This is a genomic window from Micromonospora sp. NPDC049799, assembly GCF_040656655.1.
Lineage (GTDB): Bacteria > Actinomycetota > Actinomycetes > Mycobacteriales > Micromonosporaceae > Micromonospora.
The window spans coordinates 1-18,258 of sequence record NZ_JBFAMU010000061.1 but is presented as its reverse complement, the minus strand read 5'-3'; the positions used below and the strand labels follow the sequence as shown (position 1 = coordinate 18,258).

General features: G+C 72.2%; 11 protein-coding genes. 2 read left to right on the top strand and 9 right to left on the bottom strand.

Translation table 11 applies throughout. From position 1 onward, the window contains the following. The 4 genes from AB0I76_RS08130 to glgA all read right to left on the bottom strand — a co-directional run. Nucleotides 1-607, bottom strand: a 607-nt coding sequence (locus tag AB0I76_RS08130) for a hypothetical protein (protein ID WP_357031550.1), incomplete at its 3' end; no start/stop codon positions are given. A gap of 324 nt (nucleotides 608-931) precedes the next feature. Next, complete coding sequence (glgB, locus tag AB0I76_RS08125; RefSeq protein WP_357031548.1) at nucleotides 932-3,034, bottom strand: 1,4-alpha-glucan branching protein GlgB; 2,103 nt, start codon at nucleotides 3,032-3,034, stop codon at nucleotides 932-934. After that, the gene (locus AB0I76_RS08120; RefSeq protein WP_357031545.1) at nucleotides 3,022-5,115 is read right to left on the bottom strand and encodes a maltotransferase domain-containing protein; all 2,094 of its coding nucleotides are present in this window, start codon (nucleotides 5,113-5,115) and stop codon (nucleotides 3,022-3,024) included. The genes glgB and AB0I76_RS08120 overlap by 13 nt, the downstream gene beginning before the upstream one ends. Before the next feature lie 38 nt (nucleotides 5,116-5,153). Beyond that, nucleotides 5,154-6,362, bottom strand: coding sequence for a glycogen synthase (gene glgA, locus AB0I76_RS08115; protein ID WP_357031541.1), 1,209 nt, complete (start codon nucleotides 6,360-6,362; stop codon nucleotides 5,154-5,156). Nucleotides 6,363-6,457: 95 nt separating this feature from the next. Here glgA and glgC point away from each other — a divergent pair, with 95 nt between their 5' ends. Continuing rightward, nucleotides 6,458-7,690, top strand: coding sequence for a glucose-1-phosphate adenylyltransferase (glgC, locus tag AB0I76_RS08110; RefSeq protein ID WP_357031538.1), 1,233 nt, complete (start codon nucleotides 6,458-6,460; stop codon nucleotides 7,688-7,690). Then, nucleotides 7,687-9,333: a phosphoglucomutase (alpha-D-glucose-1,6-bisphosphate-dependent) gene (gene pgm, locus AB0I76_RS08105; protein ID WP_357031535.1), complete on the top strand. Its 1,647-nt coding sequence runs from the start codon at nucleotides 7,687-7,689 to the stop codon at nucleotides 9,331-9,333. The genes glgC and pgm overlap by 4 nt, the downstream gene beginning before the upstream one ends. 282 nt (nucleotides 9,334-9,615) lie before the next feature. Here pgm and AB0I76_RS08100 read toward each other — a convergent pair whose 3' ends face one another. The 5 genes from AB0I76_RS08100 to AB0I76_RS08080 all read right to left on the bottom strand — a co-directional run. After that, nucleotides 9,616-10,545, bottom strand: a complete 930-nt coding sequence (locus AB0I76_RS08100; protein ID WP_357031532.1) for an NAD(+)/NADH kinase — start codon at nucleotides 10,543-10,545, stop codon at nucleotides 9,616-9,618. A gap of 96 nt (nucleotides 10,546-10,641) precedes the next feature. Continuing rightward, nucleotides 10,642-13,749: a M14 family zinc carboxypeptidase gene (locus tag AB0I76_RS08095; RefSeq protein WP_357031529.1), complete on the bottom strand. Its 3,108-nt coding sequence runs from the start codon at nucleotides 13,747-13,749 to the stop codon at nucleotides 10,642-10,644. 172 nt (nucleotides 13,750-13,921) lie between these two features. Continuing rightward, complete coding sequence (locus AB0I76_RS08090; protein WP_357031526.1) at nucleotides 13,922-15,790, bottom strand: nucleoside-diphosphate sugar epimerase/dehydratase; 1,869 nt, start codon at nucleotides 15,788-15,790, stop codon at nucleotides 13,922-13,924. Between the two features lie 129 nt (nucleotides 15,791-15,919). Then, the gene (locus tag AB0I76_RS08085; protein WP_357031523.1) at nucleotides 15,920-17,200 is read right to left on the bottom strand and encodes a glycosyltransferase family 4 protein; all 1,281 of its coding nucleotides are present in this window, start codon (nucleotides 17,198-17,200) and stop codon (nucleotides 15,920-15,922) included. A 25-nt stretch (nucleotides 17,201-17,225) separates the two neighbouring features. Beyond that, nucleotides 17,226-18,258 (bottom strand): glycosyltransferase family 4 protein (locus AB0I76_RS08080; RefSeq protein WP_357031520.1); only part of this gene is annotated, 1,033 nt, incomplete at its 5' end.

Below are 18,258 nucleotides of genomic sequence, written 5' to 3'. Positions count from 1 at the left end.
CGGCCCGTTTGTACGAAGAGGGCCGGCCGCCGCCGCCCTGAGCTGGGGGATTGTCGGCGCCCGGTCCGGCCGGTGCCCGGCCCGCCTCGGCCCCGGCCTGCTGGGACTGCTGGGCCTGTTGGGCTCCCTGCACGATGCCCCGGATGCCGCCGAAGATGCCCCCGAGGCGCTTCACCTGCGCCTGCGTCTCCTCCGTACCGACCGATCGCGCGCTGGTCATCTCCTCGGTGACCGCCCACGCCCGGTCCAGCTCGGCGGCCATCGCCGTCTCCCACGGCACCATCGGGCAGGCGGCCGCGGCGACGTCGACCGTGCCGGCGCAACCGGCTGCCGCACGGCGTTGCTGGATCAGGTCGACCACGGCCTCGCGGTTGGCGATCCGGGCCGACGAGTTGACGTCCGGGTCGCGCCGCTGGTCGGCGATGAAGGTCAGGTTGTTGCGCAGGGCGGTGTCCAGGCCCTGGCAGTTCTCCGCCGCCTCACCGGTCCCGGTCGCCACCGCGAACGCCGCCGCGACGGTGACCGCCAGCGCCACTCCGCCGGCGACCTTGCGCTGCCGCGGCGACGCCGGTCCTCTGCTCCTGGTTGTGCCCCTTGTCCACGCCATCGAAGCTCCTCCGCCTCGTCGAGTCGGCCCGGCATCCGGTGAGCGGTACGGCCGGTCGCCTCACCGGGTTCACGGGGGCGGTCCGTGGGGGCACGACTCTCGACCGAGAGTGACGAGAAGACTGTCGAGCCTGGCTCTCCGTAACCTCGATCGGCGCGCACACCACCACGAGCCTGATGTCTGTCAGACATCTTTATGTCTGACAGACATCAGGCCCGATCAGGAACGATCCCTGACGCTCGTGCCCAGCACCCTCATGAGCCGCTGCCCGGGCACCGGGGCGGTGAAGTCGACGCGGGGGAGGGGCCGGTCCGGGCGGGGCCGCTAGGCGGGGCGGAGCCAGAGGACGCCGAGCGGGGGCACCCGCAGCGCCGCCGAGGCGGGCAGGCCGTGCCACGGCACGTCCTGGGCGTGCACCCGGCCCATGTTGCCCACGCCGGAGCCGCCGTAGTGGTGCGCGTCGGTGTTCAGCACCTCCGCCCACGCGCCTCCGGCCGGCAGGCCGACCCGGTAGTCCTCCAGCGGCAGGGCGGAGAAGTTCGCCACGCAGACCAACGTCGCGCCGTCCGGGGCGATCCGGACGAAGGAGACGGCGTTGTTGGCGACGTCGTCCCCGGCGATCCAGCGGAAACCGGCGGGCTCGGTGTCCTGCGACCACAGGGCCGGGGTGTCCCGGTAGACGGCGTTCAGGTCTCCGACGAGGCGCTGCACGCCGGCCCGTGCCGGGTCGTGCAGCAGGTGCCAGTCGAGCCCGCGCTCCTCGCTCCACTCCCGGTCGTCGGCCAGCTCGCAGCCCATGAAGAGCAGCTGCTTGCCCGGGTGCGCCCACATGTACGCGAGCAGCGCCCGCACGTTCGCCAACCGCTGCCAGGTGTCACCGGGCATCTTCCCCGCGAGGGAGCCCTTGCCGTGCACCACCTCGTCGTGGCTGATCGGCAGCACGTAGTTCTCGCTCCAGGCGTACGCGAGGGAGAAGGTGAGCTGGTGGTGGTGGTGCTGCCGGTAGATCGGGTCCTTCGCCGTGTAGAGCAGGGTGTCGTGCATCCAGCCCATGTTCCACTTGAACCCGAAGCCCAGCCCACCTCCGTCGGTGGAGCGGGTGACGCCCGGCCAGGCGGTGGACTCCTCGGCGATCATGACCACCCCGGGGTGGTGCCGGTAGACGGTCGCGTTGGTCTCCTGCATCAACGCGATGGCCTCCAGGTTCTCCCGACCGCCGTACTGGTTGGGGGCCCACTGGCCGTCCTCGCGGGAGTAGTCCAGGTAGAGCATCGACGCGACCGCGTCGACCCGCAGCCCGTCGACGTGGAACTCCTCGCACCAGTACAGCGCGTTGGCGACGAGGAAGTTGCGCACCTCGCGGCGACCGAAGTCGAAGACGTACGTGCCCCAGTCGGGGTGCTCGCCGCGGCGCGGGTCGGGGTGCTCGTACAGGGGGGTGCCGTCGAAGCGCGCGAGGGCCCACTCGTCCTTCGGGAAGTGCGCCGGCACCCAGTCGAGGATGACCCCGATCCCGGCGCTGTGCAGCCGGTCCACCAGGTACCGGAAGTCGTCCGGGTCGCCGAACCGGGACGTCGGCGCGAAGTAGCCGGTGACCTGGTAGCCCCAGGACCCGCCGAACGGGTGTTCCATCACCGGCAGGAACTCCACGTGCGTGAAACCCAGCTCGGTCACGTACGCGGTCAGCTGCTCGGCCAGCTCCCGGTAGCTCAGGCCGGGCCGCCAGGAGCCGAGGTGCACCTCGTACACGCTCATCGGTTCCTGGTGGGGTCGCCGCTGGGCGCGCCGCTCCAGCCACACCGCGTCGCTCCACTCGTACGTCGAGTGGTGGACGACCGAGGCGGTGGCCGGCGGCACCTCCGCGTACGCCGCCAGGGGGTCGGCCTTGTCCCGCCACTGCCCGTCGGCGCCGAGGATCCGGTACTTGTAGCGGGCGCCGACCTGCGCGCCGGGAACGAAGACCTCCCAGACGCCGCTGGAGCCCAGCGAGCGCATCGGCCAGCCGTCGTCCGGCGACCAGCCGGTGAAGTCGCCGACCACCCGGACGCCCTGGGCGTTCGGCGCCCACACGGTGAAGGCGACCCCCTCGTCGAAGACGCGGGCGCCGAGGGCGTCCCAGAGCCGCTCGTGCCGGCCCTCGCCGATCAGGTGCAGGTCCAGCTCGCCGAGGGTGGGCGGGTAGCGGTACGGGTCGTCGTGCGGGTGCCCGTCGACCTCGACCCGGTAGTCGAGCACCTCGCCGGGGACCGTCGCCTCGAACACGCCCCCGTCGTGCACCCGCTTCATCGGGTGCCGCTCCCCGGCGACCAGGACGGCCACGTCCTGCGCCCCGCGCCGCAGCGTCCGGACGGTGGTGCGTCCGTCGGCGGGGTGGGCCCCGAGCACCGCGTGCGGATCGTGGGTACGGCCGGCGATCAGCTGGTCCATCGTGGGTCGTCCTTCGTTGCAGCGGTCGGGGCGGTGCCGCCGGACAGGTCGTCGGGAATGTCGGAGACGGTCAGCTCGGCCGGTTGCGCGGCGGCGGGCACGTCGGGTGTGTGGTGGACCGGTCGGCGCACGGTCAGCACGTGCGCCGGTTGGAGATACGGGTCGAGCCGCACCGCGTTGCGCTGCCCCCAGTCGTAGGAGGTGCCGGTCAGCTCGTCGTGCACGGTGAACCGCTCGTGCCAGTCGAGTCCCAGCGCCGGCATGTCCAGCGTGGTGTTGCCCCACTGGACGGTCCGCGAGTCGAACGAGCAGACGACGATCACGGTGTTGCCGGTGACCGGGTCGTGCTTGGACCAGCAGAGCAGCGCCGGGTTGTCGATGTCGTGGAAGACCAGGTTGCGCAGCTGGTGCAGGGCGGGGTTGTCCCGGCGGACCCGGTTGAGGGTGGCGATGAACGGCGCCAGGGAACGGCCCTGCGCCTGCGCGCCGGCCCAGTCCCGGGGGCGCAGCTCGTACTTCTCGTTGTCCAGGTACTCCTCGGCACCGGGGCGGGCCACGTGCTCGAACAGCTCGAAGCCCGCGTACATGCCCCAGGAGGGGACGAGCAGCGCGGCCAGCACCGCCCGGATCTTGAACATCGGCGGGCCACCGTGCTGCAGGGACTCGTGCAGGATGTCCGGCGTGTTCGGCCAGAAGTTCGGTCGCATGTAGTCGGCCGCCGCCACCAGCTCCGCGCAGTACGCGCGCATCTCCGCGGGCGTGGTCCGCCAGGTGAAGTACGTGTACGACTGCGTGAAGCCGACCTTGCCCAGCCCGTGCATCATCGCCGGCCGGGTGAACGCCTCGGCGAGGAACAGCACGTCCGGGTCGACCTTCTTGACCTCGGCGATCAGCCAGTGCCAGAAGGCGACCGGCTTGGTGTGCGGGTTGTCGACCCGGAAGATCTTCACGCCCTCGCCGACCCAGTGCAGGACCACCCGCAGCACTTCGGCGCGGATGCCCTCGGGGTCGTTGTCGAAGTTCAGCGGGTAGATGTCCTGGTACTTCTTCGGCGGGTTCTCCGCGTACGCGATGCTGCCGTCGGGACGGGTGGTGAACCACTCCGGGTGCTCGGTTACCCACGGGTGGTCCGGCGCGCACTGCAACGCCAGGTCCATCGCCACCTCCAGGCCCTGCTCGGCGGCGGCCGCGATGAACTCGCGGAAGTCCTCCGGCGTACCCAGGTCGGGGTGGATGGCGTCGTGGCCGCCCTCGGCGGCGCCGATCGCCCACGGCGAGCCGACGTCGTCGGGGCCGGCGGTGAGCGAGTTGTTGGGGCCCTTGCGGTTGACCCGGCCGATCGGGTGGATCGGCGGCAGGTAGAGCACGTCGAACCCCATCGCCGCGACGCCGGGCAGGCGGTCCATGGCGGTGACGAAGGTGCCGGAGCGGGCCGGGGCGTCCACCGTCGCCGGGATCGCGCCCTCGGAGCGGGGGAAGAACTCGTACCAGGCGGAGAAGAGGGCGCGCGGACGGTCCACCCAGATCCGGTACTCGTCGCCGGTGGTGACCAGCTCCCGCACGGGGTGGTCCCACAGCAGGTCGGCCAGCTCCAGCGCGGGGCCGACCCGCCGGGGCAGCGGCAGCGTCGTGTCCCGCAGCGCGGTGACGGCGGTGTCCACCCGCTTCCGGTCGGCGTCCGGCACCAGGTCGACCGCGGCGGTCAGTACGCGGACGCCCTCGGCGAGGTCGTTCGCGAGGTCCTCCGGACCCTGGCCGGCGGCGATCTTCTTGGTCACCGCGTTCTGCCAGGTCAGGTAGGGATCGGAGAACGCCTCGACGGTGAACGACCAGTCGCCGACCGCGTCCGGCCGGATCGTGGCGTGCCAGCGGTCCTGCCCCGGCTCGCCCGGCCGCATCCGGGTGAACGGGCGGGCCCGCCCGTCGGGGCCGAGCCAGACCACGTTGCAGCCGAGGGCGTCGTGCCCTTCCCGGTAGGCTCGCGCCGACACCGGCACCGGCTCGTCGACCACCGCCTTGGCCGGGTAGCGACCGCAGGAGACGACGGGGGAGACGTCTTCGATCGGGAACCGTCCAGTCACCGGTTCAACCTACTGCGCGAGATCGCTTCGCGCTCGGGTCAGCCGGCGGCGCCCACCGACCGGTACACCTCCAGCGTGCGCTGCGCGACCGTGTCCCACGAGAAGTGCTCGACGGCCCGCCGCCGGCCCGCCCGCCCGAACTCGGCGGTCCGTTCCCCGTCGGCCAGGACCTCGTTGATCCGGGCCGCGAGGTCGGCCACGAAACGCCCCGGGTCCAGCGGTCGGCCGGAGCCGTCGGCGGCCTGCTCGATCGGCACCAGCAGACCCGTCTCGCCGTCGGCGACCACCTCGGGGATACCGCCGGTGGCCGTGGCGACCACCGCCGTCTCGCAGGCCATCGCCTCCAGGTTCACGATGCCCATCGGCTCGTACACCGACGGGCACACGAAGACGGTGGCGTGGGTGAGCACCTGGATCACCTCGTGCTTGGGCAGCATCTCGGCCACCCACACCACGCCCGAGCGGTTGGCGCGCAGCTCGGCGACCAGGCCCTCCACCTCGGCGGCGATCTCCGGCGTGTCCGGGGCGCCGGCGAGCAGCACCAGCTGGGTGTCGGCGGGCAGCTCCCGCGCGGCGCGCAGCAGGTACGGCAGGCCCTTCTGCCGGGTGATCCGTCCCACGTACACCACGCTGGGCCGGGACGGGTCGATTCCCAGCCGGTCGACCACGTCCGTGCCGTGGTCCGGGGCGTACTGCCCGGTGTCGATCCCGTTGTGGACGACCCGCACCCGGTCCGGGTCGACGGCCGGGTACGCGGTCAGCACGTCCCGCCGCATCCCGGCGCTGACCGCGATGATCGCGTCGGCCGCCTCCACCGCGGTGCGCTCGCACCAGGACGAGAGCGCGTAGCCCCCGCCGAGCTGCTCGGCCTTCCACGGCCGCAGCGGCTCCAGGCTGTGCGCGGTCACCACGTGCGGCACCCCGTGCAGCAGCTTCGCGGTGTGCCCGGCGAGGTTCGCGTACCAGGTGTGGCTGTGCACCACGTCCGTGCCGGCGCACCCGGCGGCCATCTCCAGGTCCACGCCCATCGTGCGCAGCGCGGCGTTCGCGCCGCCCAGGCCGGCCGGTTCGGCGTACGCGGTCACGCCCGGCTCCGAGCGCGGCGCGCCGAAGCAGTGCACCCGTACGTCCGCGAGCCGGCGCAGCTCGCGGGCGAGGTACTCGACGTGCACCCCGGCCCCGCCGTAGACCTCCGGCGGGTACTCCCGGGTGAGCAGGTCGACGCGCAGCCGTGGGAGATCCGTCATGCCCGGCACCCTAGTGCAGAAAACCGCCCCGCACCGGGCGCAGAACTGTGCCCGTACGAGTGGTGAAGTGGCGGTCGGATGGATAGCGTCGGGACATGGCTGCCAAGGTGCTCGCGATCGTCCTGGCCGGCGGGGAGGGCAAGCGCCTCATGCCGCTCACCGCGGACCGGGCCAAGCCGGCCGTCCCGTTCGGCGGGATGTACCGCATGGTCGACTTCGTCCTGTCCAACCTGGCGAACGCCGGCTTTCTCAAGATCGTCGTGCTGACCCAGTACAAGTCCCACTCGCTCGACCGGCACATCACCAAGACCTGGCGGATGTCGACGCTGTTGGGCAACTACGTCACCCCGGTGCCGGCGCAGCAGCGCCGCGGCCCGTGGTGGTTCGCCGGGTCGGCCGACGCGATCTACCAGAGCTTCAACCTGATCAACGACGAGCAGCCCGACTACGTGATCGTCTTCGGCGCCGACCACATCTACCGGATGGACCCCCGGCAGATGGTGGAGGACCACATCGCCTCCGGCGCGTCGGTGACCGTGGCCGGGATCCGGCAGCCGCTCTCCATGGCCGACCAGTTCGGCGTGATCGAGGTCGGCGAGGACGGCAGGCGGATCCGCGCGTTCCGGGAGAAGCCCACCGACGCGGTCGGCCTGCCCGACGCGCCCGACGAGATCTACGCCTCGATGGGCAACTACGTGTTCACCACGCGGGCGCTGTGCGAGGCCGTCGAGCGGGACGCCGAGGACAAGACCAGCAAGCACGACATGGGCGGCAGCATCATCCCGATGATGGTCGAGCGGGGCGAGGCCAACGTCTACGACTTCCGCGACAACGAGCTGCCGGGCAGCACCGACCGCGACCGTGGCTACTGGCGGGACGTGGGGACGCTCGACTCGTTCTACGACGCACACATGGACCTGATCAACGTGCACCCGGTGTTCAACCTGTACAACTTCGAGTGGCCGATCTACACCGACCAGCCGCCGTACCCGCCGGCGAAGTTCGTGCACCAGTGGGGCGAGCGGGTCGGCCGGGCGGTCGGCTCGATGATCTCGCCCGGCGCGGTGATCTCCGGCTCGCTGGTGGAGAACTCGGTGGTGTCGCCGAAGGTCAAGGTCCACTCCTGGGCGCACGTCGACGGCGCGGTGTTGATGGAGGGCGTGGACATCGGCCGGCACGCCGTGGTCCGGCGGGCCATCCTGGACAAGAACGTGATCGTGCCCGAGGGCGCCGAGATCGGCGTGGACCTGGAGAAGGACCGCCAGCGCTACACCGTCTCGGACAACGGCATCGTGGTGATCGGCAAGGGTCAGAAGGTGGAACCGTGAGCAGTCACCCCCGCGCGGGCCAGCCCGCCCAGCCGTCCGACCTGGTCGACGTGCCGATGCTGGTGACCGCCTACTACGCCGAGCACCCCGACCCGGGCGACCCGGCGCAGCAGGTCTCCTTCGGCACCTCCGGCCACCGGGGGTCGAGCCTGCGCCGCGCCTTCAACTCCGACCACATCCTCGCGGTCACCCAGGCACTCTGCGACTACCGCCGGGAGCAGGGCCTGGACGGCCCGCTCTTCCTCGGCCGGGACACCCACGCCCTGTCCGCCCCGGCGACGGTCGACGCCCTGGAGGTCCTCGCCGCGAACGAGGTGACCGTCCTGCTGGACAGCCGGGACGGCTACACGCCCACCCCGGCGGTGTCGCACGCGATCCTCACCCACAACCGGGGCCGCACCAGCGGGCTCGCCGACGGCATCGTCATCACCCCGTCGCACAATCCGCCGGACGACGGCGGCTTCAAGTACAACCCCACCCACGGCGGGCCCGCCGACAGCGACGTGACGCGGTGGATCCAGGACCGCGCGAACGAGATCCTGGCCGCCGGGCTCAAGGAGGTCAAACGCATCCCGTACGCGCGGGCGCGCGCCGCCGACACCACCGGCTCGTACGACTTCCTCGCCCGCTACGTCGACGACCTCCCGGCGGTGCTCGACCTCGACGCGGTCCGCGACGCCGGCGTGCGCATCGGCGCCGACCCGCTCGGCGGAGCGAGCGTGGCCTACTGGGGCGAGATCGCCGAGCGGCACCGCCTCGACCTGACCGTGCTCAACCCGACGGTCGACCCGACGTGGCGGTTCATGACCCTCGACGGTGACGGCAAGATCCGGATGGACTGCTCCTCGCCCAACGCGATGGCCTCGTTGATCGCCGCCCGCGCCGACTACGCGGTCTCCACGGGCAACGACGCCGACGCCGACCGGCACGGGATCGTCACCCCCGACGCGGGCCTGATGAACCCCAACCACTACCTGGCGGTGGCGATCGGCCACCTCTTCCGCACCCGCCGCGACTGGGGCCCGGCCGCCGCGGTCGGCAAGACCCTGGTCTCCTCCTCCATGATCGACCGGGTCGCCGCCGACCTGGGCCGGCCGCTGCTGGAGGTGCCGGTCGGGTTCAAGTGGTTCGTACCGGGCCTCCTCGACGGCGCGGTCGGCTTCGGCGGCGAGGAGAGCGCCGGGGCGTCGTTCCTGCGCCGCGACGGCGGCACCTGGACCACCGACAAGGACGGCATCCTGCTCTGCCTGCTCGCGTCCGAGATCATCGGCACCACCGGCCGGACCCCGAGCGAGCACTGGGCCGAGCTGGCCGAGCGCTTCGGCGCGCCGTCGTACGCGCGCATCGACGCCCCGGCCACCCGCGAGCAGAAGGCCGTCCTCGGCAAGCTCTCGCCGGAGCAGGTCACCGCGACCGAGCTGGCCGGTGAGCCGATCACCGCGACGCTCACGACCGCGCCCGGCAACGGCGCGTCGATCGGCGGCCTCAAGGTCACCACGGAGTCGGGCTGGTTCGCCGCCCGCCCCTCCGGCACCGAGGACGTCTACAAGATCTACGCGGAGTCGTTCCAGGGTCCGGACCACCTGACCCGCATCCAGTCCGAGGCGAAGGACCTGGTCTCGGAGGTGCTCGCCAAGGCCTGACCCGCGGGGACCGGCCCGGGCACGACAGGCCCGCCGTCCGGCCCCGCTGGTCGGGCTGTGCGGTCAGGCCCGGTTCGGGCTGTGCGGTCCGGCTCGGGTCCGGCTGCCGGATCACGGTTCGCCTCCTGTCGAGCTGCCCCACCTGTGGGGCACCGCCGTCGCCGACCAGGTTCTGCCTGCCGCACTGCTGGGTGCCATCCTCGCCAGCGGCCAGGTTCTGCCTGCCCCACTCATGGGGCAGCTCGACAGGGCCGTGCGGGAATGCCTTCCGCCGGCCAGGGGTCAGCGGGGCGGGGGGAGTTCGCGGCGGTTGAGCTGCTCGCGGAGGTCCTCGGGGAGCAGTTCGCGCAGCTGTGCGGGCAGCAGCGGCAGGTCCAGCAGGCTCAGCTTGAGCTGGTTGCGCTCCTGGTAGCGGCGGGGGTCGAGGCGTACCACCAGGCCCGCGTCGCGGCGGTAGCCCACCTGCACCGCGCCCTCCGTGGCGGCCTTCTGGATGACCACGCCGTCCATCTCGACGGCGACCGGGGCGGAGCCCGGCGTCAGCTCCAGCCGGATGGTCTCGTCTCCGGAGAGCACCACCGCGCGGGAGATGCCGGCCATCGGCGCGGAGGGGGTCACCACCACCGCGTCACTGGCGGGGGAGACCAGCGGCCCGCCCGCGGCGTAGCTGTACGCGGTCGACCCGGTGGGCGTGCTCACCACCAGCGCGTCGCAGCGGTAGTAGCCGTACCGCTGCCCGTCGACCGCGAGCGTCGCCGAGACGAAGCCGGATCCGGGCTGGCGTACCAGCGCCAGGTCGTTGAACGCCACGACGTCGTCGTCGCACACCTCGCAGACGAGGCAGCTGTGCCGCTCCACCGTGAAGTCCTTGGCGGCCACCCGGTCCAGCGCCGCCGGGAGATCCGGTGGCTCGACCTCCACCAGGAAACCGAGCCGACCCAGGTGTACGCCGAGCACCGGCTTCGGGTTCCGGACGGCCGAGCGCAGCGCGCCGAGCATGGTGCCGTCTCCGCCGATGCTGATCAACGCGTCACAGGCCACGGCCACCTGGTCGGCGGGCAGCGGCTCGACGCTCGCCGGCACCCGGTGCCGGTCCTCGGTGCGGACCGCGAGGCTCATCCTCTGGCGCGCCGCCCAGCGCTCGATGATCGCGACCACCTCGGTGACGTCCCGGGTCGGGTGCAGCATCAGCCCGAGCCGGATCCGATCCATGTCTCCAGCTCACCACATCCCGGGCGGCCCGCGCGGGCGGAAACGGCAGGTGCGCCGGCGGCCCCGAAGGACCACCGGCGCACCCGTGGCGGAACGTCAGGGGCGCTGCTGCCCCGTCAGGTGGGCCAGCGACCGGGCGACCAGGTCGTCCCGGGCCGCCGGGGCCAGCCCCTCCAGGCCGAAGCCGAGGTAGACGGTGTCCGCGGTGACCACCGCCGCCCCCTCCTCGAACGCCTGCTGGCTGCGCGACCAGTCGGTGGCGTTGCCCGCCGAGCCGGCCGGCGGGCCGGCCACCGTCCAGCCACCGAGGTCGGCCGTCTCGAACGAGGTCTCCGAGACCGTGGTGCCGTCGACGACGACGCTGGCGTCGTCGAGGAAGACCCCCAGGCCCTGGGTGCCCCAGTCGGAGACGTACGAGATCGACACCTCGACCTGCTTGCCGGCGTACGCCGAGAGGTCGATCTTGAACTCCTGCCAGCCGTTCGACGCGGCGGTGGCCGCGTGCCACTCACCGGTGGTGCCGGTCGGCGAACAGTCCGCGCCCACGTAGTGGCCCAGGAACGGGTGCAGCGTGTCCACCCACCCGGACGCGCAGCTCTCCCCGGTCTCCCGGCCGGTGTGCCCGTTGGCGTCCGGCAGGGTCGTCCAGTCGTCGCTGCCCACCTCGTGCGCCTCGACGATCAGGAAGTCCCAGTTCGGCTCGATGTCGTACGAGGTGGCGAACCGCAGCTCGCCGCTGGTGGCCCCGCTGAGGTCCACGGTGCGGGTGAGCCGCTTGTACGACTCGTCGGCCTGACCGCTCCACAGGTACCAGTCACCGGTGCGAGGGTCGAACGGCGCGGCGCCCGGCCGCACCCAGTCCACCGGGGCGGAGCTGGCGAACTGCGGGAACTGGTCGCGCGGCAGGAAGCTCGACGTGGTCAGGAACGAGGCGGTGTGGTCCTGGTTCCCCGCCGAACCGGCCGCGTTGAGGATGCCGTCGAAGCCCGCGAAGGCCCCGTCGGAGCCCTTGACCGCGTACGGACCGTCCTCGCCGGTGCCGCCGTCACTGACGTACGTGTACGCCCCCAGCCAGTACTGCTGGAAGTCGTTCAGCAGCGGCAGGCAGGTCGCGTCGTCGGCGTCGGTGCACTCCGCCGGCCCGTTCGGCTGGTACGCGTAGGCACCGTTGGCGGCCTGCGCGAAGAGGGCGTACTTGCCGCTGACCAGCAGCTTGCCACCCTCGTTGAGGTAGTCCCGGACGGCCAGCTCGGTCTCCAGGGCCGAGCGGGCGGCGGTGCCGGGCACCTGGCCCTGCGCGCGCGGGATCACGTCGTCGCCGGTCTCCCAGACCACCGTGTCGTAGTGCGACAGCACGCCCAGCGGGTGCGGCGCCTTCCGGCCCATCACGTCGACGTCGTACACGTCGCTGGTCCGGCCGGCGGCGGTCAGCGCCGCGGTGACCTCGTCGGCGTACTTCGCGCTGGTGACGCCCTGCGCCGGGCTGAGGCCGGTGACGTCCTCCGCGGCGAGCACCAGCACGTCCCCGCCGATGTCGTCGTGCACCCGGTAGGTGAAGTGGTCACTGGCGACCACACCCGTGCCCCGCTTGTTGCCGGTGAACCAGACCTCGACCCGGTCGCCCGGCCGTGCCCCGGTCACCTTCCCGCGCAGCTCGGCGTAGTAGTCGTCGTGGGTGTCGCCGTACCGCTCGCCGCCCTGCCACTCGGTGACCTTGACCGTCTTCGGCCGGCCGCCGTTGACCGTCCAGTTCAGCCGGACGTTCCGCAGCTCCCGCCGGACGGTCGCGGCGACCTGCTGGTCCCGGCCGTACGAGGTCTCGAAGGCGTCGACGACGAAGTCGGGGGTGTTGCGGCCGACCACCGAGACGGGGTCGTCCGGGTCGTGCGTGGACTTGGCCACGGCCAGGGCGAACGGCAGGTTCTTCGCCACCTCGGCGGCGATCAGTTCTTCGTCGTCGGGGAAGATGAACCCGCTGACGCAGTCCTCCGGGAGCCACTCGTCGTCCGGGTCCGAGGCCGACGCCGCCTGACAGGTCGACATCTCGGGGGTGAAGCCGAGGGTGCCGTGCCGGACGGTGGCGTGCGTGTCGGTGTCGCCGTTGGTGGTGTACAACTCGGCCGAGATGTCCGGGTCGTAGCCGGGGACCGCCGGGTGGGCGTCGTCACCGACCATCGCCTCGTAGATCACGTCGTCCGGGGTCGGGGTGGCCACCTGCCAGCCGACACCGTAGAGGATCAGTTGCGCGGCGGAGTGGTAGTTGACGAGGAACTCGAAGCCGACCCGCTTGAAGAGCCGGTCCAGCGCCTTCGTCTCCGGCTCCGAGTTCGGACCCGGCCCCCGGTAGGTGTCGCTGTTGGGGTCGGGCGAGGAGCCCTCGTTGTCGTACCCCCACTTGTAGGCGAAGTTGCGGTTGAGGTCGACGCCGTCGGCGGTGGTGATCTGTCCGTCGCCGTCGTTGTCCCGCAGGTTCTTGCGCCACAGCCGGTTGCCGGGGGTGAAGGTGTGATCGTAGCCGTCCGGGTTGGCCACCGGCAGGAACCACAGCTCGGTGGTGTCCACCAGTCGGGTGATCTCCGGGTCGGTGCCGTAGTTGCCGAGCACGTGGTGCATCAGCCGCCGGGTCATCTCCGGCGTGATCCACTCGCGGGCGTGCTGCGTGCTGGCGTAGAGCACCGCCGGCCGCTTGCCGTCCCGGATCTTCTTCGCGTCCTTGGTCACCTTGACGGCGAGGATCGGCTTGCCCTGGTGGGTCGTCCCGATCGTCTCCAGCTTGGTGAGGTTCGGGAAGCGTGCCGCCGTGGCGGTGATCTCGTCGCGGATGCCGCCCGGCTCACTGTAGGAACGGAACGCCGACCAGCCGGCCGCGGCCTGCTCGCGCAGCGCCTGCGAGGCGGCCTTGCCGTCGACCTTCTTGACGTCGAGCTTCACGCCCTGGCTCGCCAGCCGCGCGGCCTGACGGGTGCTGAGCACGGTCTCGATGGTCGTGTTGCCGGCCCCGTCGGACTCGTGGTGGTCGTGGCCGAGATCGACGCCGGCCGCGCGCAGCTTCTCCACCTGCTCCGGGTTGACCGTGCCGACGTACACCTCCAGCCCGTCGCGGCCGTCCGGATCGGACGGCGGCCGCGCGCTCGCCGGTGTGGTCAGCGTCAGTGCGCCGACCAGAGTGAACACGCCGGCGATCGCCAGCCGTGTGCGCCTCATCGCGCCTCCTGTGTGGAAGGACCATTGACGCGAGCCTGTCGGGGGCGGTGAGGCATGTCAATGCCCGAAGAGGTCAATCTCGCACCCTCGGTGGTCCGACCGCCACGCCCGGTGGGCCGCCGGGAGACGCGGCGCGGGGCGGACCCGACGGTCCGCCCCGCGTCGGTGCTGGTCAGCGAGACAACGGCAGCCGGATGACGCCCTCCGCACTCGGGGCCGTGGCCTGGGTGCACAACGCCGCCAACTGGGCGACGATCTTCTCCGGGTCGTCGAACGGGTCCACCCCGGCGACCTCGATCGGGTCCAGGGCCGGCACGGTCACGTGCGAGATGAGCGGGTGCAGCGGCCGGACGTCCTCCTCGCCGGTACCGAGCAGGTCCTCGTGCAGCTTCTCGCCCGGGCGCAGGCCGGTGTAGACGACGGGCACGCTGCTTCCCGCCTGCTCGATCATCTGGCGGGCGAGGTCCAGGATCCGCACGGGTTCGCCCATGTCGAGCACGAGCGCCTCGCCGTCCCGGCCGATCTCGGCGGCCTGGAGGACCAGGTGCACCGCCTCCTGCACGGTCATCAGGTACCGGGTGACGTCCGGATGGGTCACCGTCACCGGCTGGCCGGACTCGATCTGCCGCTGGAAGGCGGTGACCACCGAGCCCCGGCTGCTCAGCACGTTGCCGAAGCGCACGCTGAGGAACGTGCCGGGGTAGGTGGCCGCGGCATGCGCCGTCAGCCGCTCGGTGATCCGCTTCGAGTAGCCCAGGACGCTGACCGGGTCGGCCGCCTTGTCGGTGGAGATGTTGACGAACCTGGCCACGTCGCGGCAGGCGTCAAGCACCGACATGGTGCCCCACACGTTGGTCTTGACCGCCTCGCCCGGGTGGCGCTGCAGGAGGGTGAGGTGCTTCAGCGCGGCGGCGTGGAAGATGATCTCCGGCCGGCGTTCCCGGACGATTCGCCGGATTCCCTCGTCGTCGCGCAGGTCGGCCAGGATCAGCTCCGGCCCGTCGAGCAGGGCCCGGCCGGACAGTGACATCTGGAGGCTGTGCAGGGCCGACTCGTCGCGGTCGAGCATCATCAGCTCGCCCGGGTCCGCCTGCATGATCTGCCGGCACAGCTCCGAGCCGATCGAGCCTCCCGCGCCGGTGACCAGGATCCGCCGGCCGGTCAGGCCGTTGCCCGACAGCGTCAGGTCGCCGACGACCTGCCGCCGGCCGAGCAGGTCGCTGATCCGGACGTCCCGGACGTCGGTGACGGTGATCCGGTGGTCGACGAGGTCCCGAACCGGCGGCAGCACCTTGAAGGCCGCGCCGGTCTGGAGGGTCGCCTCCCGGATCTGCCGGATCAGCGCGGCGTCCGCGTTCGCCACCGAGAAGATCACCGTGGCGGCGCTGGTACGCCGTACCGCCGCCGCGACGTCGTGACGCCCACCGAGCACGCGGACGCCGCCGATCCGCAGGTCCCGCTTGGCCGGGTCGTCGTCGAGCACGCCGACCGGCAGGTACCGTCCGCGGGGGTCGCTGAGCATGGCCCGTAGCAGCCCCTGACCGGCGTCGCCGAGGCCGAACAGCAGCACCTTCGTCGCCGAGCGGGCGTCCGGGCGCATGGCGAGGTCGTGGCGGTGCCGGTAGGCGAGGCGGACCGCGAGCATGAGCAGCAGGGTCAGGGCGCCGCCGACGAGGGGCGCGCTCGCCGGGACCGGTCGGTTCCCCAGGGGAACCAGGGCGACCAGCACCAGCGCCGTCGTGGCGGCCGTCGTGCCGGCGAGGCCGCGGATCTCGGGGAGGCTGCCCAGCGGGTGACGGCCGGAGTAGACCCGGCGCAGGGCGGAGACCACGAGGTGCAGCACGGCGGCGAGCGCGCCTATCCCGATCGCCCGGGTGGCCTGGCCGATGGTCAGGTCGAACTCGTAGCGGGCCCAGGTGGCGGCGAGGAAGCCGCCGACCCAGGCGGCGCCGTCGCCGGCGAGGAAACTCAGGTTCCGCCGGCGGGATCTGGTGCGTCGGGTCGTCGGGGTGCGCTCGGGAACTTCTGCTTCCGGCGGCATGTACTACTCCCTGGGGGTCTGGGGTCGTCCGTGGTCGAGCGAGAACGACCTCTTTGCGTCATATAGTGCTTACAGGGAGTTTTGCGTGCTTCGTGTCTGTTTCGCGTACGACGTCGCAATTGGTGGCCGTCAGATCCGGCTGCCCAGCTCCTCGGGCGTCCGTCGGACCGCGCCGTCTCGCGGCGGCACCGGCCCGCCCCGACGCCGGGGGGTGCGCTCCGCCACCACGTCGTCGAGCACCCGCTGCAACCGGCCCGCCATCGCCGTCCGGGACCGATGCCGGCCGATGAACTGCCGGCCCCGCCCGCCCATCTCGCGCAGCACCTCGGAATCCAGCGCCACCAGCTTGCGCAGTCCCACCGCGAGGCTCCCCGGCGCGACGGCCGCCCCGGAATCCGAGGCCAGCACGACGTCGTGCGGCTCTCCCGGGCAGTTCGTCACCACCGGCACCCCGGCGGCGAGGTAGTCGTAGAGCTTGTTCGGGCTGGCCCCCAGGCGGAACACGTCGGCGTCGGCCAGCGCGTGCACGCCGATGTCCGCGCCGCCGAGGATGCCGGCGAACTCGGCCTTCGGGATCATGTCCAGGAAGTGCACGTTGGACAGGCCCTCCGCGCGGGCGCGCGCCACCAGCCGTGGCTTCTCGATCCCGTCACCGATCAGGGCGAAGGTGTGCTCCGGCAGCTCCGCCGCGGCGTTCAGCAGTTCGTCGAGGCCGTTGGCCTGCCCGTGCGCCCCGGCGAACACGACCAGCCGCCCGCGTACCGGGATCCGGTCCCGCAGCGGCGTGTACCGGTCGTGGCGCAGGTCGAACGCCGACGGCTCGGCACTGTTGCTCACCCAGGCCAGCTTCTCGCCGTCCACACCCAGGTCCCGGAAGTACGACCGCCACCCTTCGGCGACCAGCACGATCCGGTCGGCCCGCCGGTACAGCCACCGCTCCAGCCCACTCAGCAGCCGGTGCGGCCGGGAGCCCCGGCGCAGGTAGCCGGTGTCGACCATCGACTCCGGCCACAGGTCGCGGATCTCCAGCACGAACGGCACCCGCCAGAACGTCGCGGCGAGCCAGCCGGCGACCGGCGTCAGGATGTGTGGCGACGACGCGTACACCACCGCCGGACGGCGGCGCAGCAGCGACCGCAGCAGCGCCCCGCCCGCGTACCCGAGCCAGTTCAGCACCCGACGGTGGTCGTTGCGGGAATAGCCGGGGACCCGGACCCGGACGAAGTTCGGCTCCCGCCCGGTGAAGCGGTGTCGCGAGTAGACGTCCCGGTCGCCCGCGATGATCGTCCAGTCCCAACCGGTCAGTCTGCCGAACAGCTCGACATGCCGTGTGCCGCCGGGCTCGGAGAGCGGTTTGGCGTAGTGGTTGAGAACCAGCACGTGCGGAGTTCGGCCAGAAGAAGAAGCCATGGTTCGTCCTTGGTGTGCGATGTGGTTACGAACGCTCCCCGGAACGGGGGCGGTGTCGCGCCGACCGGCCACGCGGACGGCCTTCCGCGCAGAGCCGGCGGTACAGGCCCTGCATCGCCGACACCTGCCGGGACCAGGTCTCGGTGGCCTGGATGAGGTCGGCGTTGGTCGACCGCTGCGCGGGCGCCAGAGGCCCGACCGCACGCAACGCGTCGGCCAGCCGGGGTGCCAGCGGTTCGGCCACCAGGTCCGCGACCAGCCCGTCGACCCGCAGCTCCCGGTACGGCGGAAGGTCGGCCAGGAGCAGGCGGCAGCCCGCGAGCGCCGCCTCCAGCACCGACGAGCTGCGCTGGTCCGACCGGGGCACCGAGACGACGACGTCACTGGCGCACATCAGGGCGAACGTCTCCGCCGGGGTGAGGGTCCGTGGGACGAGCGTCACCCGTTCCGGGAGCTGCTCCGCCCGCTCCGTCGCCCGGAGCAGCCCGTCGGCCCGCGCCCGTGCCGCGCCCGGCTCGGCCGGCTCGTGCCCGGCCAGCACCACCAGGTGCAGATCCGGCCGCTCGGCGGCCACCTGGGTGAAGGCCCGCAGGACGTCGTCGGTCCGGTACACCGGAGAGACCCCGCGCGGCGCGAGCACCACGGTGGCGTCGACGGGTACGCCGAGGCCCCGGCGGACGTCCGCGCGCCGCACGGTGTCCCGGAGCCGGAACAGGGAGTCGTCGACCCCCCAGGACAGCGTCGCGGTGCGCGACGCCGGGATCCGGTACCGCGTCGTCACCTCCGCGGTGACCGACGCCGACGTGGGAAGCACCAGGTCGGCCCGCCGGAACGCGCGTCGGGTGACCCAGCCGCGCAACCGGGACGAGGTCGCCGTCCGCAGTTCGCTGCCCCACGGCGTCACCACCCGTACGGCGTCGCGGGGAAGGGCCAGGGAGAGCAGGCCGGCCCGTCCCACCGAGTGCACGTGCACCACGTCCGGCCGGAGCCGGCGAACCTGCCGGCGCAGCCACCAGCCGGTGGTCAGCAGCCGCCACGCCCCGCCCACCGGCCCGCCG